Source organism: Maricaulis parjimensis (assembly GCF_016817355.1).
Classification (GTDB): Bacteria; Pseudomonadota; Alphaproteobacteria; order Caulobacterales; family Maricaulaceae; genus Maricaulis; species Maricaulis parjimensis.
On the sequence record NZ_JADOTT010000001.1, the window covers coordinates 1 to 23163 of the forward strand.

At 64.2% G+C, this 23163-nt stretch carries 23 protein-coding genes; 13 read left to right on the forward strand and 10 right to left on the reverse strand.

The window, feature by feature from the left end; genetic code table 11:
• Window positions 1-313: 313 nt before the first annotated feature.
• Window positions 314-577, reverse strand: a complete 264-nt coding sequence (gene rpsU / locus I0K07_RS15925) for a 30S ribosomal protein S21 (protein ID WP_138512595.1) — start codon at window positions 575-577, stop codon at window positions 314-316.
• Window positions 578-695: 118 nt separating this feature from the next.
• Between rpsU and I0K07_RS00010 the strand changes: the two genes are divergently transcribed.
• Window positions 696-1373, forward strand: a complete 678-nt coding sequence (locus tag I0K07_RS00010) for a COQ9 family protein (RefSeq protein ID WP_203290616.1) — start codon at window positions 696-698, stop codon at window positions 1371-1373.
• Window positions 1374-1383: 10 nt separating this feature from the next.
• Here the strand turns inward: I0K07_RS00010 and prpE are convergent, their stop codons facing one another.
• Genes prpE through purE form a run of 3 tightly spaced genes read right to left on the reverse strand, consistent with a single transcriptional unit; the run spans window position 1384 to window position 3832 of the window.
• The gene (gene prpE / locus I0K07_RS00015; protein WP_203290617.1) at window positions 1384-2196 is read right to left on the reverse strand and encodes a bis(5'-nucleosyl)-tetraphosphatase PrpE; all 813 of its coding nucleotides are present in this window, start codon (window positions 2194-2196) and stop codon (window positions 1384-1386) included.
• A 38-nt stretch (window positions 2197-2234) separates the two neighbouring features.
• Window positions 2235-3314, reverse strand: a complete 1080-nt coding sequence (locus I0K07_RS00020) for a 5-(carboxyamino)imidazole ribonucleotide synthase (protein ID WP_203290618.1) — start codon at window positions 3312-3314, stop codon at window positions 2235-2237.
• 5 nt (window positions 3315-3319) lie between these two features.
• A complete protein-coding gene (purE, locus tag I0K07_RS00025) occupies window positions 3320-3832 on the reverse strand; it encodes a 5-(carboxyamino)imidazole ribonucleotide mutase (RefSeq protein WP_203290619.1) in 513 nt (170 codons plus the stop codon).
• A 158-nt stretch (window positions 3833-3990) separates the two neighbouring features.
• Here purE and I0K07_RS00030 point away from each other — a divergent pair, with 158 nt between their 5' ends.
• Window positions 3991-4737 (forward strand): GGDEF domain-containing protein, encoded by a 747-nt coding sequence (locus tag I0K07_RS00030; protein ID WP_203290620.1) that lies wholly within the window; start codon window positions 3991-3993, stop codon window positions 4735-4737.
• 6 nt (window positions 4738-4743) lie between these two features.
• Here the strand turns inward: I0K07_RS00030 and I0K07_RS00035 are convergent, their stop codons facing one another.
• Window positions 4744-4956, reverse strand: coding sequence for a YdcH family protein (locus tag I0K07_RS00035; protein WP_203290621.1), 213 nt, complete (start codon window positions 4954-4956; stop codon window positions 4744-4746).
• Between the two features lie 166 nt (window positions 4957-5122).
• Entirely contained in the window at window positions 5123-5722 is a 600-nt protein-coding gene (locus I0K07_RS00040) for a UbiX family flavin prenyltransferase (protein ID WP_203290622.1), read from the reverse strand.
• Window positions 5723-5808: 86 nt separating this feature from the next.
• Here I0K07_RS00040 and I0K07_RS00045 point away from each other — a divergent pair, with 86 nt between their 5' ends.
• From I0K07_RS00045 to I0K07_RS00055, 3 genes are all read left to right on the forward strand, one after another.
• Complete coding sequence (locus I0K07_RS00045; RefSeq protein ID WP_203290623.1) at window positions 5809-5997, forward strand: YdcH family protein; 189 nt, start codon at window positions 5809-5811, stop codon at window positions 5995-5997.
• 89 nt (window positions 5998-6086) lie between these two features.
• A complete protein-coding gene (locus tag I0K07_RS00050) occupies window positions 6087-6944 on the forward strand; it encodes a tetratricopeptide repeat protein (RefSeq protein ID WP_203290624.1) in 858 nt (285 codons plus the stop codon).
• Between the two features lie 87 nt (window positions 6945-7031).
• The gene (locus I0K07_RS00055) at window positions 7032-7829 is read left to right on the forward strand and encodes an SDR family NAD(P)-dependent oxidoreductase (RefSeq protein WP_203290625.1); all 798 of its coding nucleotides are present in this window, start codon (window positions 7032-7034) and stop codon (window positions 7827-7829) included.
• Between the two features lie 51 nt (window positions 7830-7880).
• On the opposite strand, the gene ppa is transcribed toward I0K07_RS00055, so the two are convergent.
• The 3 genes from ppa to I0K07_RS00070 all read right to left on the reverse strand — a co-directional run bounded on the left by ppa (window position 7881) and on the right by I0K07_RS00070 (window position 14451).
• The gene (gene ppa, locus I0K07_RS00060) at window positions 7881-8414 is read right to left on the reverse strand and encodes an inorganic diphosphatase (protein ID WP_203290626.1); all 534 of its coding nucleotides are present in this window, start codon (window positions 8412-8414) and stop codon (window positions 7881-7883) included.
• 89 nt (window positions 8415-8503) lie between these two features.
• Window positions 8504-13033 carry a glutamate synthase large subunit gene (gene gltB, locus I0K07_RS00065; protein WP_203290627.1) on the reverse strand — a complete coding sequence of 1510 codons (4530 nt, stop codon included), beginning with the start codon at window positions 13031-13033 and terminating at the stop codon, window positions 8504-8506.
• On the reverse strand, window positions 13030-14451 hold the full coding sequence (locus I0K07_RS00070) for an NAD(P)-dependent oxidoreductase (RefSeq protein ID WP_203290628.1): 1422 nt from the start codon (window positions 14449-14451) through the stop codon (window positions 13030-13032). The genes gltB and I0K07_RS00070 overlap by 4 nt, the downstream gene beginning before the upstream one ends.
• Before the next feature lie 431 nt (window positions 14452-14882).
• Between I0K07_RS00070 and moaA the strand changes: the two genes are divergently transcribed.
• The 8 genes from moaA (at window position 14883) to I0K07_RS00110 (ending at window position 22411) form a co-directional block, all read left to right on the forward strand.
• On the forward strand, window positions 14883-15899 hold the full coding sequence (gene moaA, locus I0K07_RS00075; RefSeq protein WP_238934357.1) for a GTP 3',8-cyclase MoaA: 1017 nt from the start codon (window positions 14883-14885) through the stop codon (window positions 15897-15899).
• 4 nt (window positions 15900-15903) lie between these two features.
• Window positions 15904-16155 (forward strand): MoaD/ThiS family protein, encoded by a 252-nt coding sequence (locus I0K07_RS00080; protein ID WP_203290630.1) that lies wholly within the window; start codon window positions 15904-15906, stop codon window positions 16153-16155.
• Between the two features lies 1 nt (window position 16156).
• Window positions 16157-16630 carry a molybdenum cofactor biosynthesis protein MoaE gene (locus tag I0K07_RS00085; RefSeq protein ID WP_203290631.1) on the forward strand — a complete coding sequence of 158 codons (474 nt, stop codon included), beginning with the start codon at window positions 16157-16159 and terminating at the stop codon, window positions 16628-16630.
• Complete coding sequence (locus tag I0K07_RS00090) at window positions 16630-17142, forward strand: molybdenum cofactor synthesis domain-containing protein (protein WP_203290632.1); 513 nt, start codon at window positions 16630-16632, stop codon at window positions 17140-17142. Before I0K07_RS00085 ends, I0K07_RS00090 begins: the two co-directional genes overlap by 1 nt.
• The gene (gene moaC, locus I0K07_RS00095) at window positions 17139-17618 is read left to right on the forward strand and encodes a cyclic pyranopterin monophosphate synthase MoaC (RefSeq protein WP_203290633.1); all 480 of its coding nucleotides are present in this window, start codon (window positions 17139-17141) and stop codon (window positions 17616-17618) included. The genes I0K07_RS00090 and moaC overlap by 4 nt, the downstream gene beginning before the upstream one ends.
• On the forward strand, window positions 17615-18802 hold the full coding sequence (locus I0K07_RS00100) for a molybdopterin molybdotransferase MoeA (protein WP_203290634.1): 1188 nt from the start codon (window positions 17615-17617) through the stop codon (window positions 18800-18802). Before moaC ends, I0K07_RS00100 begins: the two co-directional genes overlap by 4 nt.
• Window positions 18803-18878: 76 nt before the next feature.
• Complete coding sequence (locus tag I0K07_RS00105) at window positions 18879-21368, forward strand: zinc-dependent metalloprotease (protein WP_203290635.1); 2490 nt, start codon at window positions 18879-18881, stop codon at window positions 21366-21368.
• Window positions 21365-22411 (forward strand): WD40/YVTN/BNR-like repeat-containing protein, encoded by a 1047-nt coding sequence (locus I0K07_RS00110; RefSeq protein ID WP_203290636.1) that lies wholly within the window; start codon window positions 21365-21367, stop codon window positions 22409-22411. Before I0K07_RS00105 ends, I0K07_RS00110 begins: the two co-directional genes overlap by 4 nt.
• An 80-nt stretch (window positions 22412-22491) precedes the next feature.
• On the opposite strand, the gene I0K07_RS00115 is transcribed toward I0K07_RS00110, so the two are convergent.
• Window positions 22492-23154, reverse strand: a complete 663-nt coding sequence (locus I0K07_RS00115; protein ID WP_203290637.1) for a TorF family putative porin — start codon at window positions 23152-23154, stop codon at window positions 22492-22494.
• Between the last annotated feature and the right edge of the window lie 9 nt (window positions 23155-23163).

Consider the following 23163-nt stretch of genomic DNA (forward strand, 5'->3'; position numbering starts at 1 on the left):
GGCATTGCAGACGATCCGGCGGGGTGTCTGGATTTGAAGAAAGTCGAGATGTCCCGCAGGACCGTCTGCAACCCGGTGAAGCGGATTAAGCGACGGTCCGGCCGGACCCGCCTCAGCGCCACCCTGTTCCGGTCCGGTGAGCTCGCCGGGGCCGGGACAGTGGGGAGAGTCTAGGCGCGGTCTGAAGGGGTGAGGATAAGGCGGCGGTTATCCCTCGCCCATCAAGGGCGAAAACCCACCCCCAAACAAACAAAAACGCCGCGCCCTTTCGGGCACGGCGCTTTTGCGAAATTCATCGTGAGTCTGGCGACCCTTAGCGACGACCGCCACGCTTGGCGATAAGGCCTTCGCGCTGTGCCCGCTTGCGGGCCAGCTTGCGCGCACGGCGAATGGCTTCAGCCTTTTGGCGAGCCTTCTTCTCCGACGGCTTTTCATAATGATTGCGGCGCTTCATCTCGCGGAAAGTACCTTCCCGCTGCATCTTCTTTTTCAGCGCGCGGAGCGCTTGCTCCACATTATTATCGCGCACAACGATCTGTACGATGGCTCTCTCTCCATTATCTGGACGCGAGAACAATCCTCACGTCGCTAGTTCGCCAGAGGCGGGGCTACTACCAGAGCTGCGACGTCGTGTCCACACTGCCAACACATACAGGTGTGGTGACGATGCACGCGGCGTGGTCTAGAAACAGGTCATGACCGAGACAGCTACGAATTCCCGCTCGCACAAGTATACCACACGCGAGGCCCTTCTCCAGCCCATGCTGGCGCATGCGGCCTTTGATGGCTGGAGCGCGGCAAGTTTCGAAGCGGCGCGCCGGGACGCCGGTGTCAGCGCTGGCGAAGCCGAGCTCGCCTGCCCGCGTAAAGAACTGGATTTGCTGGCACATTGGTCACGCAAACTGGACGAGGCCGTGCTCGATGCGGTCAAGTCGGCCGACCTGTCGACGATGAAGATCCGCGAGCGGGTCCGCTTCGGCGTGATGGCCCGTCTGGAAGCCATCGGTGAACATGAGGAGGCCGCAAGGCGCGCCCGTGCCCGCCTTCTCCTGCCTGATGCCGCCGTGGAAGCGCCCCAACTGCTTTGGGCGACGGCTGACACGATCTGGCGGGCCATTGGCGACACATCGACCGATGTGAACTTCTATTCCAAACGGACGATTCTCTCCGGCGTATACGGCTCCACCCTGGCCACCTGGCTGGGCGAGGCCGATGCGGAAAAGCCGGAGGCCCAGGCCTTTCTCGATCGCCGCATCCAGAATGTGATGAATTTCGAGAAGACGAAGGCCCAGCTTCAGAAAATGACGGCGGATTTGCCGGACATGGCCGGCCTGCTCGGCAAGCTGCGCTACGGGCCCGGCCCGCGGACCTAGACCGCTCCCACTAGCCGTCCGGACCGTTGGTCGGCCAGCGCGGCGAGTTGAACCATTCCTTGTGGGCCGGCACCTGGAAGAGCTTGCGCTCGGGCCAGGTCAGGGCGGTGAGATGCCCGCCGAAACAGCAGCCCGTATCAATACACAGGACATTATTGCGCTCACGCACATCGGGCTCGGCGACATGGCCGTGCACCACGGTGGCGGGACCGGAATAATTGCGCGCCCAGTCGAGCCGGATCGGCAGGCCGTGCTCATCGCGCTCCCCGGTTGTCTCGCCGAACATGGCAAAGCTGCGAACGCGCTTGCCCGTCTCGCCATGCATGTGGGCGTGCAGACCGGCATGGGCGACCACCAGCTGTCCCCGGTCCAGCACGAGATGGTCGGGCAGGGTGTGCAGGAAATCGGTCACCGCATCGCGGAACTGCCGCGTCTCGCGGGAAAACTGCTCGATCGTGCGCTCGATCCCGTGGGACAGAACAACGGAATTGCCGACCAGCCAGCGCCGGAATTTGTCATCATGATTGCCGACGACGGCATGTCCGCGCCCGGTCTCGACCAGATGCATGGCCAAGCGCAGCACATCCGGCGTCCGGGGCCCCCGGTCCACCAGATCGCCCAGCAGGACCGGCTTGCGGCCTTCCGGGTGCGTCACCTCATAGGCGCGCTGACCTTCCGGGCCGTCGAATTCCAGCTGGTAGCCCAGCATGTCGAGCAGGATTTCCAACTCGCCGGCACAGCCATGCACATCCCCGATCAGGTCGAACGGGCCCACATCGTCAAAATGCGTATCCGGCGGAAGGGGTGACAGGTCTGAAGGCATGCCCCGAGTTTGGACGCAGCCGGTCCGAGATCAAAGCCCTAAAGCGGCGATAACCGGTTCACATGACCCATTTTCCGGCCGGAGCGGACTTCGCGCTTGCCGTAGAGGTGGAGCCGCGCAGCCGGGTCGGCGGACAGGGCTTCCCAGGCCAGTGCATCCTCGCCGATCAGATTGGTCATCACACAGGCGGAATGCGGCGCCGGGTCACCCAACGGCCAGCCGGCGACGGCCCGCATATGCTGTTCGAACTGGCCGCAGCCGCAGGCATCCATGGTCCAGTGACCGGTATTGTGGACGCGCGGCGCGATCTCATTGACCACCAGACCCGCCTCGCCGAGGTCGAACAGCTCAACCGCGAACACGCCGACATGCTCCAGCCCATTGCCGATCGCTGTGGCGATTTCCAGGGCGCGGGCCTGGATGGCGGCATCGACGCCGGACGCCGGCGCGGTCGAAGTCTTCAGGATGCCGTCGCCATGGACATTCTCGGCAAGCGGATAGGCGCTCACATGGCCATCCACCGAGCGCGCAGCGACAACAGAGAGCTCACGCGTGAAGGCGGCGGCGCCCTCCAGGATGGCCGGCTGCTCGCCAATGGCTTCCCAGGCGGCGCGGGCATCGCTGCCATCGCGGATCCAGGCCTGGCCCTTGCCGTCATAGCCGAAGCGGCGGGTTTTCAGCACGGCCGGCACGCCCAGCGACTCGATCGCCGCTTCCAGCGAGTCGATATCATCGACCTGCGCGAAGGGGACGGTGGCGACGCCGGCGCCATTGATGAAGGTTTTCTCGATCAGACGGTCCTGGGTGAGTTCCAGGGATTTGCTGCCCGGGCGCAGCACGGAAACACGGGCCGCGGCCGCCACGGTCTCGACCGGGACATTCTCGAATTCATAGGTGATGGCGTCGCAGCGGCGAGCGAAAGCCTCGACCGCGCCGAGATCATCCCAAGGCGCACAATAGGACCGCGCGGCAACCCGGCTGGCCGGACAATCCGGCTCAGGCTCATAGACATGCACGTCGAAGCCCAGGGCGGCGCCGGCCGTGGCCAGCATGCGGCCCAGCTGGCCGCCGCCGAGAATGCCGATGGTGGAACCGGGGGCGAGCGGGCCGTTGGTCATGTCGTCTAGTCCTCGACCGTCACCGGGACACTGTCCGTCTGGGCCTGGCGCCAGGCGTCCAGGCGCTCCGCCAGCGCCGGATCCATCAGGGAGAGGATCGAGGCCGCAAGCAGGCCGGCATTTTTGGCCCCGGCATCGCCGATGGCCAGCGTGCCGACCGGCACGCCGCCGGGCATCTGGACGATGGAGAGGAGACTGTCCTGACCATTGAGGGCCTTGGACTTAACCGGCACACCCAGAACCGGGAGCGAGGTCATCGAGGCGACCATGCCCGGCAAGTGCGCGGCACCGCCGGCCCCGGCGATGACAACCTTGAAACCCTGCTCGCGCGCGGATTTGGAAAACGCCACCAGGCGATCCGGCGTGCGGTGGGCCGAAACGACTTGGGCCTGATAGGCAATGCCCAGCTCGTCGAGCATGGCGGCCGCCTTCTTCATGGTCGGCCAATCCGAACGCGATCCCATGACAATGGCCACGTCGGCCGTCTGCTGGGTAGATGTCGGCGAAAACTCGCTCATGACGCTTCCTGGTCAGAAAAGGAAGCGCGGGACCTTACCGTCAGGGCTGTGGAGGTCAAGACAGGCCTGTCAGACAAGGCGTTTTCTTTTCCGGCTTGAAGGTTTCTTAACCACACGTCTGCAGCTTGGAATCGAATAGATTCGAACTGGAACGAGCCATGCGCATCGGACCCTTGAACTCAGGCGGGAATGTTTCGCGGACCGGGAAATCGGAGTCCGGAAAATCGTCTGCGCGTTCGGGCGGTGCCAGCTCGGCCTCTGCGCCCCAGGATGCCGCCTCGATCATGGGCGTCCCGGAAGCGGAACTGACCCCCAATGTCCAGCGCGCCCTCCTCTCCCTGATGGGCGAGGTCGACCAGCTGCGCAAGGAAACCGAGCGCCTGCGCGGCCGCGTGCGCGAACTGGAATCCCTGGCCGATCATGACGTGCTTCTGCCGGTCCTGAACCGCCGCGCCTTCCTGCGCGAAGTCTCCAAGGCCCTGGCCCTGGCCGAGCGCCATAATGCACCGTCGGCCCTGGTCTATATGGATCTCAACGGGTTCAAGGCGATCAATGATGCGCATGGCCATGCGGCCGGCGATCAGGCCTTGCACCATGTGGCCCAATTGCTCACCGCCCATGTCCGCGAGACCGATGCGGTCGGTCGCCTGGGCGGTGATGAATTCGGTATCGTCCTGACCCTGACCGGACAGGACGGCGCTGAGGCAAAAGCCGCTGAGCTTGCTGAAATCATTGAAAAAACACCCTTCAACTACAAGGGTGAGGCGCTCCATGTCGGCGCGGCCTGGGGCTGCCGCCCGCTGCAGGCGGGTGGCCAGGCCGAACAGGCGATGGCCGAGGCGGATGCCGCCATGTATGCCCGCAAACAGGCCCAGAAGGCCGAAGCGGATCGCCGCCGCGCCTGATCCGGATCAGGCGATGATGTCAGGGGTGAGCTGGTCCTCGACCTCGGCAATCTGGTCTTTCAGACGCAGTTTTTCCTTCTTGAGACGCGCGAATTTGAGCTGGTCAACGACGCCATTCTCGGCGAGCGCATCGACTTCGCGATTGAGCGCCTCATGCTCGGCGCGCAATTCGGCCAGACGTTCAACAAGCGCCTCTTGATCGGGCGAAACTCCGTCCATTCCTGGGCCGTCTCTTTGCTGTTTCGGACAATAAAACCGGTCTGCCGAGCCCCGGGACCGGCGAGCCAGTCGCGGATGCCCGGTAAGCGGGGCGCGCACAATAGCGGCATTCGTTTCGCGAATAAATGCCTTGCGAGCGCTGCATGTGCGAAGGGTAAATTTCCCGCTAGCGGCGTCCGCCTTCGAGGTCCTCGCCCCAGCGCCGCGTGCCATCCCAGTCCAGATCGAACAGGTCGAGCGCGCGTCCGACAGACTGGTTGACCAGATCGTCGATCGTCTTGGGCATGGCGTAGAAGGCCGGCAGGGGCGGACAGATCACCGCCCCCATCTCCGTCAATGTCTCCATCGTGCGCAGGTGACCCAGATGGAAGGGCGTCTCCCGGACCATCAACACCAGGCGCCGCCGTTCCTTGAGGACGACATCAGCGGCCCGGGTCAAAAGGCTGGAGGTCACGCCGGTGGCAATCTCGGACATGGTCCGCACCGAACAGGGCGCGATCAGCATGCCCCGTGTCCGGAAGGACCCCGAAGCGATCGGCGCACCGACATCGGGCATTTTGTAGACATGGTCGGCGAGGCTGCGAAAGTCGCGGATCGACAGGTCCGTCTCATAGCCCAGCGTCATTTCGGCCGCCTTGGACGCGACCATATGGCTTTCGATCCCGAGCTCCCGCAGGGCTTCGAGCGCACGAATGCCATAGATCAGCCCGGACGCACCGGACACACCCAGTATCAGCCGCTCTGGCGACGGGTCCGCCTTCACCATCTTCTAACCCCGAAACGTTTCGTGAGTAGACATAGTGCGGAAAACTGCTTCAATCGAGGGTCCCATACCAGTAGAGGAGACGTTCCATGTCCATCGAAGCCCGCATCCGTGAGCTCGACGCTCGTCACACGCGCCTGGATTCCGAGATCGATGATCTCAAGAAGCATGCGTCCGCGGACTCTCTGGAGGTGGCCCGACTTAAGAAGGAAAAGCTCCGAATTAAGGAGCAGATCGAGTCCATGCGAATGTCGGTCGAGGCCGAACCAGCCGAATAGGCGACACGATCTGCAATGCAATTCAGGGCGGCCTTCTGGCCGCCCTTTTCGTAGGTTAGACTGGTTCAGAGTGGAATGGAGACAGGCCCATGCGGCAGCTTGCAGCCCTGATTGTGATGGCAGGCCTCGCGGTGTCCGGCGCACACGCGCAGAAGAACGGCGATGTGTCAGCGTGCATGCTTGGCCAGCTGGCCCTGTCTGACGCGGAAACAGAAACCGCTATCGAGCAATTCGAGCTCTGCCTGGAAACCGAAGACCTGACGCCCGATCAGGAAGTCGGTGTCTATGCGGCCATGGGTGCTGCCCTGCTCAATGAGGCGCGCTATCGCGAAGCCCTGAGCGCCTATAATTTCGCCTTCGCCATTATCGACACCCAATTGGCCGAAGTGGCCGAGCCGACGCTTTGGCGCAATCGCGGCATTGCCCGCCTGCAGCTGGGCCAGACCGAGGCGGCCCTTGCCGACCTGCAGCGCGCAGCGAACGAAATTCCCGATGATGTGATGACCCAGCTCAATCTGGGGATTCTCTACCAGGATCTGGGCCGGTCCGCTGACGCCGTAGTGGCCTATGACCGGGTGGTCCGTCTGGAACCGGACTGGATGGGTGCCTGGATCAATCGCTCCAGCGCCCTGCTGGACGCCGGCATGACGGGCGCTGCCGTGGAAGATGCGCGTCGCGCCGTCGAGCTGGAGCCGGACAATGGCACCACGCTGAACATGTTGTGCTGGACCCTGATCCAGGATGGCCGCGCCCAGACCGCCCTGCCCCTGTGCGAACAGGCCGTGGCCCTTGAGCCGGAGAGCGGCGCCATTGTGCACTCCCACGCCACCGCGCTGGAGGCCCTCGGCCGGCTGGATGAAGCCCTGCCGCTTTACCGCCGCGCCTGGCAGCTTTCTCCGGAAGACCCGGAAATCACCGAAGATTACCAACGCACGCACAATCCGTAATCCGGGCGACGGGCTCCGGCCATTGCCACACGCCCGGACCCGTGCAAGGTCTCTCCCCGGACGAATGATCAGGAAGAGGATCGGATCATGGGTGACAGGGTCGCCATTGTGACAGGCGGAGCCAACGGGATCGGCAAGGCCTGCGCCCGCCGCTTGTCGGAAGACGGTTTCCTGGTCGTGATCGCCGATGTCGACCGCGAAGCCGGCACTGCCCTGGCAGACGAGCTGGGCGCGGAACGCGAAAAGGCCCTCTTCGTCTCCTGCGATGTGTCCGACCGGCTCTCGGTGAACAATCTCCTGTCGGAAACCCGCTCCGCCTTCGATCGGCTGGACGTTCTGGTCAACAATGCCGGCATTGTCGCCAAGGGCGACATTCTGGACCTTTCGGAAGCGGATTTCGACAAGGTGATCGGCGTCAATCTGCGGGGCTCCTTCCTGGTCGCCCGCGAGGCAGCGCGCCAGATGGTCGAGCAGATCGAAGAAGCTGGTGAGCGCACGGAAGATGTGCGCCGGCGCTATGCCATCATCAACATGTCGTCGGTCAATGGCGTCATGGCGATCCCGGACCAGCTGGCCTATTGCGTCTCCAAGGGCGCGATCAACCAGATGACGAAATCCATGTCGCTGGCGCTGGCCAAGTATGGCATCCGGGTCAATGCGATCGGCCCGGGCAGTATCAATACGGATGTGCTGAAATCGGTGAACGACAATCCTGCCGCCATGGCCAAGATCATGTCGCGGACGCCGCTGCAACGGATCGGTGATCCGGACGAGGTGGCTTCGGTCGCCTCTTTCCTGGCCTCCAAGGATGCCAGCTATATCACCGGCACCACCATTTATGCCGATGGTGGGCGACTGGCGATGAACTATACAGTCAGCCCCTAAGAAAAAGGCCCCGCCAAAGCGGGGCCTGATCCGATTTCACAAGGTCGGGGCCTAAGCCTTGGCTTTGGCGCGCTCGATCGACTCGCTGACCAGCTGACGGGCCTTGGCGGCATCGCCCCAGCCGATCACCTTCACCCATTTATTGGGTTCCAGATCCTTGTAGTGCTCGAAGAAGTGCTTGATCCGCATCAATTGCGGCGGCGGCACATCGCCATACTCTTTCACCTCGTCATAGAGCGGCGAAAGCTTGTGGTGCGGCACGCAGAGGATTTTCTCATCCATGCCGCTCTCGTCTTCCATCATCAGCACGCCGATCGGGCGGGCGCGCACAACGCAGCCCGGCACCAGCGTCGTGTGGCCGATGATCATGACGTCGATCGGATCGCCGTCTTCAGACAGGGTGTGCGGCATGAAGCCGTAATTGCACGGGTAGGACATCGGCGTGTGCAGGAAACGGTCGACGAACAGCGTCCCGGCATCCTTGTCCATTTCATACTTCACCGGCTGACCGCCGACCGGGACTTCAATAATGACGTTGATGTCCTCGGGGGCGTTTTCACCCAGAGAAATTTTGTCGATCCGCATGGGACGCTCCTTGCAGCAATTCGTGCGCTCTCATACGCCGGAAGCGTTTGAGAACCAATGCCCTTGTTGCACTGCAATAGGGTTTTTCGTCAGGCCGTCCGGCTTTCATTGGCCGGTTGCAGGCGTGCGCGCTCGCGTTTGACCACTTCTGCACCGCGAAGATGCACGAAATCACCGCGCACCGTTTCCCAGCCCGCCAGGAGGCGGGCCGCAACGATCGACCCGGTGGCCTCTGCATGCGCCTCGATCAGCGCCTTGCATCGGGCTTCCGCCTCACCCTCCAGATCGAAGACCAGAACGGTTTCCGGATTGAGCCGGGCGTCCAGGCGACGGTCCGGGTCATAGACAAAGGCATCCCCGCCCGTCATGCCGGCGGCGAAATTATCGCCCACCGAGCCCAGGATGACAGCCGTACCGCCGGTCATGTACTCGCAGCCATTCGTGCCGCAGCCTTCGACCACCGTCTCGGCGCCAGAATTGCGGACCGCAAAACGCTGACCGGCCCGGCCGGCGGCGTAGAGACGGCCCGATGTGGCGCCATAGAGACAGGTATTGCCGATGATGGAATGGTCCTCATTGGCACTGGAGGCACCGCCATGCGGGCGTACGATCAGGGTCGCACCGGACAGGCCCTTGCCGACATAATCATTGGCATCACCATCCAGTTCGATCCGCAGCCCGCGGGCCGAGAAGGCCCCCAGTGACTGACCGGCCGAACCGCGCAGGCGCAGGGTGAGGTGATCCTCGCCCAGACCGTCTGCGCCGAACCGTGTCACGATCTCCGACGAAGTCCGCGTACCCACGGCGCGATCGGTATTCTTCACGCCATAATCCAGCTGCATCTTCTCACCCCGGTCAAAAGCCGGGGCGGCATCGGTGATGATCTGTTCGTCCAGGCTGGGCGAAACCGCATTGCGCTGGGTCCGCGAAGAGCGCGCCGGGCGTTCCACGGCATCAGCGCGGGACATGATCACCGACAGGTCGAGATCATCCAGGGCTTCCGATCCGCGCGAGACCTGGGTGAGCAGATCGGCACGGCCGATCACATCTTCCAGTGAGGTCGCACCGAGCCGCGCGAGGATCTCGCGGACATCCTGGGCGAGGAAGGTCATCAGATTGACGACGTGGTCCGGGAAGCCGCCGAAACGGGCCCGCAGGTCATCATCCTGGGTACACACACCCACCGGGCAGGTATTGGAATGGCACTGGCGCACCATCAAACAGCCCAGCGCGATCAGCGAGGCCGTACCGACACCGAATTCCTCAGCCCCCAGCATGGCCGCCACGACAATGTCGCGACCCGTGCGGATGCCGCCATCGGCGCGCAGGGTCACACGATCCCGCAGCCCGTTGAGCGACAGCATCTGGTGGGCCTCGGCCAGGCCAAGCTCCAGCGGCCCGCCGGCAAACTTGATCGAGGTCAGGGCCGCGGCACCCGTCCCGCCGACCGAGCCGGAAATATTGATGATATCGGCATTGGCCTTGGCCACACCGGCCGCCACAGCACCGACACCGGCCGCTGCCACGAGTTTCACACCGACCCGGGCGCGCGGATTGATCTGTTTGAGATCATAGATCAGCTGCGCCAGATCCTCGATCGAATAGATGTCGTGGTGCGGCGGCGGCGAAATCAGGCTGACACCCGGCGTGGCATGCCGCATGCGGGCGATGAAGTCCGTGACCTTGAAGCCCGGCAGCTGACCGCCCTCGCCGGGCTTGGCGCCCTGGGCCACCTTGATCTCGAATTCACGGCACTGGTTGAGATATTCCGCGGTGACACCGAAACGGCCGGACGCGATCTGCTTCACGGCCGAATTCATGTTGTCGCCATTGGGCATCGGCGTGTAGCGCGTGGGATCCTCGCCACCCTCACCGGAGACCGATTTGGCACCGATCCGGTTCATGGCGACATTCAGCGCCCCGTGCGCTTCCGGAGACAAGGCCCCCAGCGACATGCCCGGCGTGACGAAACGGCGGCGGATGCCATTGATGGATTCGACACGGTCCAGGCCGATGGACGGACCGATCCGGCGCATGTCGATCAGATCACGCAACTGGATCGGACCCTGTTGCTCGACACTGTCGCGATAGCGCTTCCAGGCATCGGCATCATTCTGGCGCACGGCCGCCTGCAGCTCGGTGACGACCTTGGCCGAAAGGGCATGGCGGTCACCGCTGGCGCGCTGACGGTAGAAGCCGCCGATCGGCAGGCGGGCCTCACCGGTCCAGGCCTTCTTGTGCAGGTCCAGCGTGCGGGCCTCCAGACCCGGCAGGCCGATCCCGGAAATCCGGCTGACCACGCCCGGCAGATAGGCTTCCACCAGCGCCCGGGACAGGCCGAGCACTTCGAAATTACAGCCCCCGCGATAGGAGGAGATGATGGAAATCCCCATCTTGGAGAGGATTTTCAGCAGGCCGCCATCCAGCGCTTCCTTGAGACGGCGTGCGCGGGTGCAGGCCCAGGCGTCCCCGCCCTGGGTCTCGCGGCCGGCCGTGATGGTGTCAAAGGCGAGATAGGGGTTCACCGTCGTCGCGCCGAGCCCGATCAGCACCGCGGCATAATGCGAGTCAAAGCATTCCGCAGCGCGCACATTGAGCGAGCAGAAATTGCGCAGACCTTCGCGGGTCAGGGTGGAATGCACCGCCCCGGCCACGAGGATCATCGGCAGAGCCACATTGGCCGCGTCCTGGCGGTGATCGGTCAGCACCAGATGGGCCGCCCCGTCACGGACAGCCGCCACAGCTTCTGCAATCACCTTGTCCAGCGCCTTGCGGAGGGCTTGCCCGTCTCCGGTCGCATCCTGGGTGGACAGGAGACAGTCAATCTCCTTGACCGCGCCGCCCATATGCTCGCGCCAGCGCTCATAGGCGCCATTGGAGAGGATCGGACTGTCGAGCACCAGAACAGAGGCCCGTTCTTCGCCCTGGGCCAGGATATTGCCGAGATTGCGGAACCGGGTTTTCAGCCCCATCACCCGGCCTTCGCGCAGCGGGTCAATCGGCGGATTGGTCACCTGCGAGAAGTTCTGGCGGAAGAAATGCGAGAGCGGGCGGTAGGTTTCCGACAGCACAGCCAGAGGCGCATCATCGCCCATGGAACCGACGGCTTCCTTGCCGTCTTCCGCCATGGCGTTGAGCACGAGCTCGATGCCCTCAAAGGAGAAGCCCGCCGCTGCCTGATGGCGCAGGCGTGCGTCCTCGTCAAAGACCTGCGGCTCCGCACCCGGCCCGATGACCGGTTCGATATCTTCCAGCTCACCCAGCCAGCGGGCATAGGGATGCTGTTCGCTCAGCTCGTCGAGGATTTCGTGCTCGCGATAGAAACGGCCTTCCTCGATGTCCAGGGCGATCAGGCGACCCGGCGTGATCTGGCCGCGCTCGATGACCTTGTCCTGGTCGATCGGTGCCATGCCGGTTTCCGAACCTGCGACCAGAACACCGGATTCCGTGATGGCATAGCGCATCGGGCGCAGACCATTGCGGTCCATGCCGGCAATCGCCCAGCGTCCATCAAAGGCGGCAATCGCGGCCGGCCCGTCCCAGGGCTCCATGACCGAGTTGCAGTATTCATACATGCGCGCCCAGCCTTCCGGCATGACATCGGCACGCTTGGACCAGGCCTCGGGGATGAGGATGGTCTTGGTCATCGGTGCTGACCGGCCGGCACGGACCAGGATTTCGAACGCTTGGTCGAGGGCGGCACTGTCGGACGCGCCGGACTGGATCACCGGCCGCACATCGCGCTCTTCACCCGGGAAAGCCGTCTCCACAATGTGGACTTCGTGGCTCTTCATCCAGTTGATATTGCCGCGGATCGTATTGATCTCGCCATTGTGGGCGAGCATGCGGAAAGGCTGGGCCAGACGCCATTCCGGGAAGGTGTTCGTGGAATAGCGCTGGTGGAAGATCGCAAAGGAGGACACGAATTCCGGGTCCTGCAGATCGCGGTAGAAGGCGTCGATATCCTCGGCCCGGAACAGGCCCTTATAGATGATGTCGCGCGAGGAGAGCGAGCAGACATAGGTGTCGCGCAGGTTTTCCTCACGGGCCCGGCGCTCGATACGGCGGCGGACGATATAGAGCATGCGCTCCACACTCTCGATGTCACGGCCGCGCGGATCGCGGAACAGAACCTGTTCAATCTCCGGCAGGGTGGCGCGGGCCTTGTCGCCCAGTACCGACGTGTCGACCGGCGGCTGGCGCCAGCCATAAAAGGCAAAACCCTCGCGCAGGATTTCCGCCTCGATGATCGCACGGGCGCGCTCGCGGGCGGCAAAGTCGGTCCGCGGCAGGAAGACCATGCCGACGATGACATCGCCGCGCTCCGGCTCGTGACCGGTGCGGGCAACAGCGGCCTTGAAGAAGGCCTGGGGCACGCCGACACGCAGGCCGGCACCATCACCCGTCTTGCCATCGGCATCCACGGCACCGCGGTGCCAGACAGCCTTGAGCGCATCAATGGCGAGCTCGACGATCTCACGGCGGGCCTGCCCTTTCATGTCGGCGATCAGGCCGACACCGCAGGCATCGCGTTCGTCCTCGGGGCGCCACAGACCGGACGCTTCCAGCGTATTCAAACCGGCCTGAACCTTGGCCTTGTTCCAGGATTGTTGGGTCATTCGGCTGCTCCCAGAACCTGCAGTCGATTATCAAGGTAGGAGGTGATGGACCGGGCGGCATCCATGCCGTCGCGGATCGCCCACACCACCAGCGAAGCGCCCCGATGCAGGTCGCCCGCAACGAAAACTCCGTCCAGACTGGTCATCTTGGTCGCGGTGTCGCCTTCCACACGCCCGTCGCGATGGACGGAGAGGTCGGGTGCAGAAAAGGCTTCCGGAATGTCTTCCGGCGAGAAGCCCAGGGCAGAGACCACCATGTCGGCGGCCACGTCGAAGGTACGGCCCGGCTCCGGCTCGGGCGCGCGGCGGCCGGAGGCATCCGGTGCGCCCAGGCGCATGCCCTGGACCCGGACAGCCTGGATGGCTTCACCCTTGGTGAGCACAGCCAGCGGCGAGGCCAGCCATTCAAACACGACCCCCTCTTCCTCGGCATGTTTCACTTCGCGGGCAGACCCCGGCATGTTCTCGCGGTCGCGGCGATAGAGGCAGGTCACGGATTTCGCGCCCTGGCGGATCGCGGTGCGGACGCAGTCCATCGCGGTGTCACCGCCACCGATCACGACGACATTCTTGCCCTCGGCATTCAGCGTCGGATCATTGTCGCGGACATCGCCCAGATCATCCCGGTTGGAGCGGGTGAGATAATCCAGCGCAGCGATCACGCCATCACCGGATCCCGGGCAGGTCAGTTGCCGCGCAGCATAAACGCCGGTCGCGAGCAGGACGGCATGATGCTTTTCACGCAATTCCGGCAGGCTGGCATCGCGTCCCACTTCGAAATTGAGTTTGAATTCGACCCCGCCCTCGGTGAGCCGGTCGAGACGGCGCTGGACGACAGACTTGTCGAGCTTGAAGCCCGGAATGCCATACATGAGCAGACCACCGGCGCGATCGGACCGCTCATAAACGGTCACCTCAAACCCGGCTTCACGCAGGCGCTCAGCCGCGGCCAGGCCGGCCGGTCCGGAGCCGACAATCCCGACACTCGCGCCGCGCGCCGGGCCCACCTTGATCGGCTCGACCCAGCCTTCACTCCAGGCCGTATCGGTAATGTACTGCTCCACGGAGCCGATGGTCACGGCGCCGTGTTTGGATTGTTCAATAACGCACGAACCTTCGCACAGACGGTCCTGCGGGCAGATACGGCCGCAGATTTCCGGCATGGTCGAGGTCGCGGCGGAAGTCTCATACGCCTCGCGCAGACGGCCTTCGCCGGCCAGCATCAGCCAGTCGGGAATATTGTTCTGCAGCGGGCAACCCGACTGGCAGAAGGGAATGCCGCATTGCGAACACCGAGACGCCTGGCCGGCGGCTTTCTGAGGGTCGAACGGGCGATAGATTTCCTTGAAATCCTTGCGCCGTTCCGTCTCAGAACGCTTCTCCGGGTAGGCTTGGTCGATATCCACAAATCTAAGCAATCCGCTCTCCTCCTGGTTCGCGAGCGCGACAATCCAGCACAGTCTTCGCGTCTGCACAAGACGGAGCACTGCGGTGATATTGGTACATTTTGCCGCAATAGTGTGTATTGCAGAATCTATTTGCGCGAAATTAGCTGAAATATCGAGCGGACAGCACGAATTACTCTTTCAATCCCACCCGTTCCACCGCGATGCAACACAACGAATCCGTGCCCGCAAAAGAACTGACCGGACATCGTCCCGCATATCCGCAAACGGCACGTGGATGCTGCCAGACACGGTCTGGCCACCGGAGGATCGTTTCGCCTGCCACGATCACCCCTGCGCAAACCTCCGTGAGGTGGCATCGATTTCAGACCCCGGCCCGTCTAGATTTGTCGAAAGGCGGAACCGAAACCGGTCCCGTGCATCACCTGCGAGGAGCTGACGGCTTGGACGGAAGCCTGACATCAACCCAGACACGCCCACTGATCGACCGGTTCGGGCGGGAAATCCGCTATCTGCGCCTGTCGGTGACGGACCGGTGCGACCTGCGCTGTGTCTATTGCATGGCCGAGCGGCCGGACTTCCTGCCCAAGGCGCAATTGCTGACGCTTGAGGAACTCAGCGCGATCGCGGAACACTTCGTGGCACGCGGCGTCCGCAAGATCCGGATCACGGGCGGCGAACCCCTGGTGCGCCGCGACGTGGTGCAACTGATCGAACATCTGGGCCGGCATGTCGGCTCGGATCTGGACGAGCTGACCCTGACCACCAATGCCACGCAATTGACCGGGCTGGCCGAGCGGATTGCCCGGGCCGGGGTCAAGCGGATCAATGTTTCCCTCGATACGCTGGACGCCGACCGCTATGCCCGGCTGACGCGCGGCGGACGCTTGCAGACCTGTCTGGACGGGATTGCGGCCGCCAAAGCCGCCGGCCTCGCCGTGAAGATCAATGCGGTCGCGCTCAAGGGCGAGAATGAGGACGAGCTGGCAGACCTCATCGCCTGGGCGCATGGCGAAGGCTTCGATGCCACCTTGATCGAAGTCATGCCGCTGGGTGATGTGAGAACGGACCGGGCCGATCAATTCCTGCCCCTGACCGCCGTGCGCGACAAACTGTCGGAACGCTGGACGCTGACCGATCTGCCGGACCGGACGGGCGGCCCGTCGCGCTATGTCCGCATTGCGGAGACGGGCGGCCGGCTGGGCTTCATCACCCCGCTCACCTCGAATTTCTGTGCCGGCTGCAACCGGGTCCGCCTGACCTGTACCGGCGAGCTCTACACCTGCCTGGGCCATGAAGGCGCGATCGACCTCAAATCGGCCTATCGCAAGGACGGGCTGGCCGGACTGGAATCCTGTCTGGACCAGGCCATGGCGACCAAGCCGGAACGCCATGAATTCGATGTCCGGCGTGGTGCGGCCCCTGCAGTTTCGCGCAATATGGCCCGCACGGGAGGCTGAAGGAATGAAGATCACGATCCGCTATATGGCCGCCCTGCGCGACCGGATGGGGCAGAGCGAATGCGTTCTGGACCTGCCGGACACGATCACGGACAGCGCAGCCCTCACCGCCCATTTGCGCGCCGCCGACCCGGCCGCCGAAGCGCTGGAACACCCCTCCATCCGCCTGATCCGCAATGACGAGATCGTGGCGAAACCGGTGGCACTGGAAACGGGCGATACGCTGGCCTTCTGCCCGCCCTTCACCGGGGGCTGAGATGGCGCGCATCACGGTGACAGTATCTTCCTTCCCGATTGCCTGTGGCGACTTGCTGGACAGGCTGGCCGGTGATGATGCCGATTGCGGCGGCGTGGCGAGCTTCACCGGACAGGTCCGGGCCGAACCGGGCCTGGTCGCGCTGGAACTGGAGCATTATCCTGGCGTCACCGAGGACGCCCTCACCCGGATCGCCCGGAGCGCCGCGGACCAATGGTCCCTGCACCAGGCCATCATCCATCACCGGGTCGGCCGTATGGAACTGGGCGAGGTCATCGTTTTCGTGGCCGCTTCGGCCCCCCATCGCCGCGCGGCACTGGACGCCACAGCCTATATGATCGACATGCTGAAAACCGACGCCCCCTTCTGGAAACGCGTGCACACTCAAGCTGGCTCCCACTGGGTGGAAGCGCGCGACACGGATCGCGAGGCCGCCGCCTTCTGGACCGACACACTGGCAAGCGAGGACGCTTGATGACTGATGCACTCGGCTTTGCCGTCCTGACCATTTCCGATACGCGGGATGAGACCACCGACCGGACCGGTCCCTGGCTGCGCGAGCAGATCAGCGCGGCCGGACACGCTGTGAAGGCGCATGCCATCATTGCCGATGATGCGGCCAATATCCGCAAGGCCTGTAAAGACCTGATCGCTGATCCGGACATCCACTGCATCATCACAACCGGCGGCACCGGCCTGACCGGACGCGATGTGACGCCTGAAGCCATCCGCCCCCTGCTGGACAAGGAAATCGACGGGTTCAGCGTGGTCTTCCACATGATCAGCTATCAATCGGTCGGTGTTTCCACCCTGCAGTCACGCGCCCTCGCCGGCATTGCCGGCGGCACCTATCTCTTCGCCATTCCCGGGTCGATGGGCGCGGTGAAAGATGCGTGGAACGGCGTCCTGAAAGCCGAGTTCGATCCGGCGCACAAACCCTGCAATCTGGTGGAAATCCTCCCCCGGCTGACGGAGCATCTGGCATGAGCGGACTGACCCATCAGGACGAAGAGGGCCGCGTGCGCATGGTGGATGTGGCGGACAAGCCTGTCACTCAGCGCCGGGCGGTCGCGACGGCCCGCATCTCGATGAGCGCTGACGCCTTTGAGGCCGTCCTCAACGGCAATGGCCCCAAGGGCGATGCCCGCCATACGGCCGAGCTGGCGGGGATCATGGCGGCGAAACAGACGTCCAGCCTGATCCCGCTTTGCCACCCCTTGCCGCTGACCAAGGTGCACGTCTCTGTCGAACCGGGCGAAACCGGCGTGTTCGAGATTCGCGCCGAGGTTCGCACAGACGGCAAGACCGGCGTGGAAATGGAAGCCCTGACAGCCGCCTCGGTGGCCGCGCTGACCCTCTATGACATGGCAAAGGCCCTGGACAAATCCATGCAGATCGACGCGGTCCGGCTGGAAGAAAAACAGGGCGGCAAGTCCGGCGATTACCATCGGGACGCTTCATGATCACCCTGGATCAGGCGCACGCCATCCTGCAGCAAACCCTCGCGCCCTTGCCGATGATCGCCTGCCCCTTGGGCGATGCGAACGGGCAGGTGCTCGCCGAACCGGTTCGGGCCCGGCTGACCCAGCCGCCTTTCCCGGCCTCGGCGATGGATGGCTATGCGGTGCGCTCGGCCGACCTCAACAGCCATACGGTCAGCCTGTTTGTGGTCGGCGAATCGGCAGCTGGCCATGCGTTTGAGGGCCGACTGGGCGAGGGTCAAGCGGTGCGCATTTCCACCGGGGCCGTCCTGCCCGAAGGCGCGGATCAGATTATCATCCAGGAGAACACGCGTCGCGATGGCGAGCGTGTGATCACGGCCCAACCTGCTGGGGCCGGGGCGCATATTCGCGAGGCCGGACAAGACTTTGAGACCGGACAGCTCCTGCTTGAGCGCGGCCATCGACTGACACCGGATGCGCTCTCCCTGATCGCCGCGTCGGGCCATGACACCGTGCCGGTCGTCCGCCGCCCGAAGATCGGCATCCTGGCCAGTGGTGACGAGCTGGTGGAGCCGGGCCGGACACCTTCTGCCGGCCAGATCATCAATTCCATCACCAGCGGATTGTCGGCCCTGATCGCCCAATGGGGGGCGGAACCCGTCTATCTGGGGATTGCCGGTGACACGGAGAAATCCATTGCAGACAAGCTGGATACGGCGCCGGAACTGGACTTGATCGTGCCGGTCGGCGGGGCTTCGGTGGGCGAGCATGACCATATGCGCCGGGTGATCGAAGCCCGGGGTGGCGTGTTGAAATTCGAGAAGATCGCGGTCCGTCCGGGCAAGCCGACCTGGTTCGCGATGATGCCGGACGGCACGGCGATGATCGGCCTGCCGGGCAATCCGGTTTCAGCCCTGGTCATGGCGCGCCTGGTCCTGCGCAATGCGGTCCGGATCCTGCGTGGGGAAACGCCGCACACACCGCGCATTTTAATGAAACTCACGGCCACAATGCCGGCCAATGGCGATCGCGAGACCTATGTTCGCGGCGTCCGCAATGATGACGAGAATTGCGTCACCCCGCTGCCCAGACAGGACTCCGCCATTCTCACCACGCTCGTCACCGCCAATGCGCTTATCCGCCGGACGATCGGTGCGCAGGCGGCGGACAAGGGCGAGGTCATCGAGGTCATTGCGCTGGACTGATCGCACCGCGATTGCGTGACACCGGGAGGGCCAGACGATAGCCTGCGAGCCTGTCTTGGGGTCAGGAGTCTTGTCCATGAAAACCGGTTTGATCTGGCGCGCAGCGGCGTGTGCGCTGTCGCTTTCATTCGTCCCGTCGGCACTGGCCGAGGACTGGGCCACGGAAACGGCGGAGCTGGAGCGTCGCGACGGTTTCCTGCCGCTGCAGATCGATGAGGCGGATGGCCGGGTCCTGGTGGAACTCGCCGCGCAGGAAGACGGTTCGCTGGGCCGGATGATCTATACGGCCCGCCTGACCTCCGGCCTGGGCTCCAACCCGGTCGGGCTGGACCGGGGCCTGGGCACGAACTCCCAGATCCTGCGTTTCTTCCGCGTGAATGATGAAGTCTTCGCGGAGTTCGAGAATACCGGCTATCGCGCCATCGGTGCCGAAGCGGACGAAGCCAATGCCACCCGCCAGTCCTTTGCCCGTTCGGTGATCTGGAGCACGGATATCGTCGCCGAAGCGGATGGCCGCGTGCTGATCGACCTGTCCGGCTTCCTGACGCGTGACCCGGTCGGAACGGCCAGTCAGCTCTCGCGTTCGGACCAGGGCAGTTTCTCCGTCGACCAGGGCCGCAGTGCGCCGCTGACGGATGCCGCCCTCTCCTTCCCCGAGAATACCGAGATCGATGCCCTTCTCACCCTGCAATCGAGCAATCCGGGTTCCGAAGTCCGCGCTGTCACGCCGGATCCGCAATCGGTGACGCTGACCGTGCACCACTCCTTTATCGCCCTGCCCGAACCCGGCTTTGAAATCCGCGAGGCGGATGCGCGCGCCGGCAGTTTCGGTGTCGACTTCTATGACATGGCAACACCGCTGACCGACCCGGTACGCCGCACCTATGCCCTGCGTCACCGGCTGGAGCGTGTCGATCCGTCGGCCGAAAGCGGACCGGTGGTCGAACCGATCGTCTATTATCTGGACCGCGGCACACCGCCGCTGATCCGCGATGCGCTGATCGAGGGTGGAAACTGGTGGGCCCAGGCCTTTGAGGCCGCCGGCTATGAAGACGCTTTCCGCGTGGAACTTCTGCCGGAGGGCGCCCATCCGCTGGACGTGCGCTACAACATCATCCAATGGGTGCACCGTCAGACCCGCGGCTGGTCCTATGGGGCTTCAGTCTATGACCCGCGCACCGGCGAGATCATCAAGGGCCATGTCATCCTGGGCAGCCAGCGCGTGCGTCAGGACCGGATGATTTTCGAGGGCCTGCTGGGCGTTGCCGAGACAGGCAGTGGTTCGGCTGATGATCCGCTGCAAATCGCGCTGGCCCGTATCCGCCAGCTCTCCGCTCACGAGATCGGCCACACGCTGGGCCTGGCCCATAATTTCGCGGCCAGCGTCACCGACCGCGCCTCCGTGATGGATTACCCGGCCCCGCTGGTCTCGATGGATGCCAGCGGCGCGTTCGACCTGTCGCAGGCCTATGACACGGATATCGGCGAGTGGGATTCCGTCGCGATCCGCTGGCTCTACGGCGAGTTCGGCGAGGGCGAAACCGAAGCTGCCGCCCTGGAAGCCATCCTGGCGGACGCCCGCGCCCAAGGCCTGCACTACATCACCGACCGCCATGCCCGAGGCAATAATTCCGGTCACGTCCTGGGCAATCTCTGGGACAATGGGCCCGACCCGACGGCCATGCTGACCGAGACGATGGCCATCCGCGCCGCGGCGCTGGACCGGTTCGGCCCGCAGGTTCTCGCTGAGGGTCAGCCGACCAGCTCCCTGCGCGATGTCTTCTCGCCGCTCTATCTCTATCACCGCTACCAGGTGGAAGCGGCGGCCAGCGCCCTGGGCGGTGCCGACTTCGCCTATGAGCGCAATGGCGACATCAATGCCGGGATCACGCCGACCGATGCCGCCACGCAGCGGGCCGCCCTGACGGCCCTGCTCGCCACACTGACACCCGAAGCGCTGGACATTTCCGACTCCACCCTGGCGCTGATGGCCCCCTCGCCCTTCGCTGATTATGACGCGGCGGCCACGCGGGAATTGTTCGATTCGCCGGCCTATCCGGCTTTCTCACGCCCCGTCGCCGCAGCGGCCGCCGCCCGCATCTCCTTCGAGGCCATGCTGTCACCGGGCCGCATGGCGCGGATGGCCGACCAGGCTGCACGCGATGCGGAACAGCTGTCAGCCAGCGAAGTGCTGGATGCGATCGAGGCACAGATTTTCTCGGCACCGCGCAATGAAGCGGAACGCCTGCAGCCGGTCCGCGCGGCGATCCAGACGGAATATGCCGATCAATTGCTCGACCTCGCAGCGCAAGGCGCGCCGGAAGTCGCCGCCCTGGCCCGTCAGCGTCTGGAAGTGATCGCCAGCCGGGAACCGGGCCGCCGCAGCCGGGGCGCGGCAGCGGCGCACCAACTATGGCTGGCCCGCTCCGTGGAGGCTGGCCTGGCCCTGATTGATGACGGCGAAACCGGGGATATTTCCGACACGTCGATTCCGCCGGGCAGCCCGATCGGGGCGGATTCCTGCTGGCATTGCGACAGCAGCGCCCTTTTGGGACTGGACCGTTGAGCCTGCGCGCCGCCCTTCTGGGCGCCAGCCTCATGGCCGGCCTGACCGCCTGCAGCCAACCCGCCGATCCGCTGGCCGGCGTGACACTGGACGTGCAGCAAAGTGGTGTGACCTCCAGTCTGCGCGGCCTGTCCGTGGTGAGCGACAGTGTGGTGTGGATCGGCGCGCCGGACGGCCAGGTCCTGCGCACGATTGATGGCGGAGACACTTGGTCGGTCTTCACGATCGCCGCGGCCGAGGGCGCAGACCTGCGCTCGGTCCACGGCTTCTCGGCAGACCGCGCCCTCTTCTTCACGGCCGGTCAGCCCGCCCGCCTGTTCGAGACCCGCGATGGCGGCCAGAGTTTCCAGCCGGTCTGGGAGGACCCGACCGGCAATGCCTTTTTCGACAGCCTGGCCTTCTGGAGCCCGGATATCGGCCTGGCCTTCTCCGACCCGATACCCGGCGGCTTCCTGATCTTGAGAAGCGTGGATGGTGGCGCCAGCTGGACCCGGGTTCCCGGCACACCGGAACCCCTGGAGGGCGAAGCCGGTTTTGCCGCCTCGAACGCCTCCATTGCCGTGGGGCCGGATGGCTGCGCCTGGATCGGAACCGGCGGCGGCGAGATCGCCCGGGTCCTGCGGACCTGCGAGTTTGGTGCGGAATGGGATGTGGTGGACACGCCCATGGCGGCGGGATCGCCGGGCGCCGGCATTTTCGCCCTGACCTATACCGGAGAGAAACTCATTGCCGCCGGCGGCGATTATCAGAACCCGGACGCGACCGACGGCAATCTGGCCTGGTCGGATGATGGCGGAAACAGCTGGGAAACACCGCTGGCACCGCCCGGCGGCTACCGCTCTTCCGTGACCAATTTCCCGCTGGCCGAGCCGGCCCTGATCGCGACCGGCCCCAATGGCACGGACATTTCCCGCAATGGCGGCGAGATCTGGACCCCCTGGCCGGATCTTCCCGGCCACCACGCCATCGCATTTGCACCGTCAGGCCGGACCGGATGGGCAATCGGGTCGGATGGCCGGATCACCCGGATCAATCTGCAATAGGCCAAACGAAATCGGGCCCGGCTTGGCCGGGCCCGATAACACGCGAGACACACTCACTCGGAGCTTGTCAGGTGGCTGAATCAGCCACCAAAGGATTGCGAGAAGGTGACGAAGAAACCGTCATCGCCGCCATCAGAGGCTTTGAAGTAGCGCAGGTCCCAACCAACATTCTCGAACACCGTGCCGGAAACACCGATCTGGTAGTCTTCGTAATCGGCGGCCGGCAGGTCGTCGAAACGGCTGGCGCCGACGCGAGCGTCCAGGGAGACCGGGCCGAGTTCGATGGCCGCACCGGTGGAGACATAGAGGCCTTCACCGATCTCACCGTAGAATTCCGGCGAGTAGGCAATGTCGATATCCCAGGCGACCGGGCCGAAGGAGCGGCTCAGATCACCGTAGATTTCGACGAAGTTCTGACCGTCCGGGCTGTCCGGATAGGCGTAGTAGATGACGCCCGTGTCAAAGCCGAAGCCACCGGCTTCCCAGCCATAACCGGCGTAGAAGTCCATTTCCAGCGTGGTGTCGTCGGAGAAGTCGACGCTGGAGGCCCAGACGCCGCCATACAGGCCGGACTCGGTGGCGACATCGAAGCCGCCGGACACGGCCGGACCGTCACCGGTCTGGGAAATGCCGCGGAAGACATAGTTGGAACCGATGGCGATATTGCCTTCGATCTGGGCGAAAGCCGGAGCGGACATTGCTGCCGCCGCGGCCAGGGCAAGTGTAAGGATTTTGGCTTTCATAACTTTACT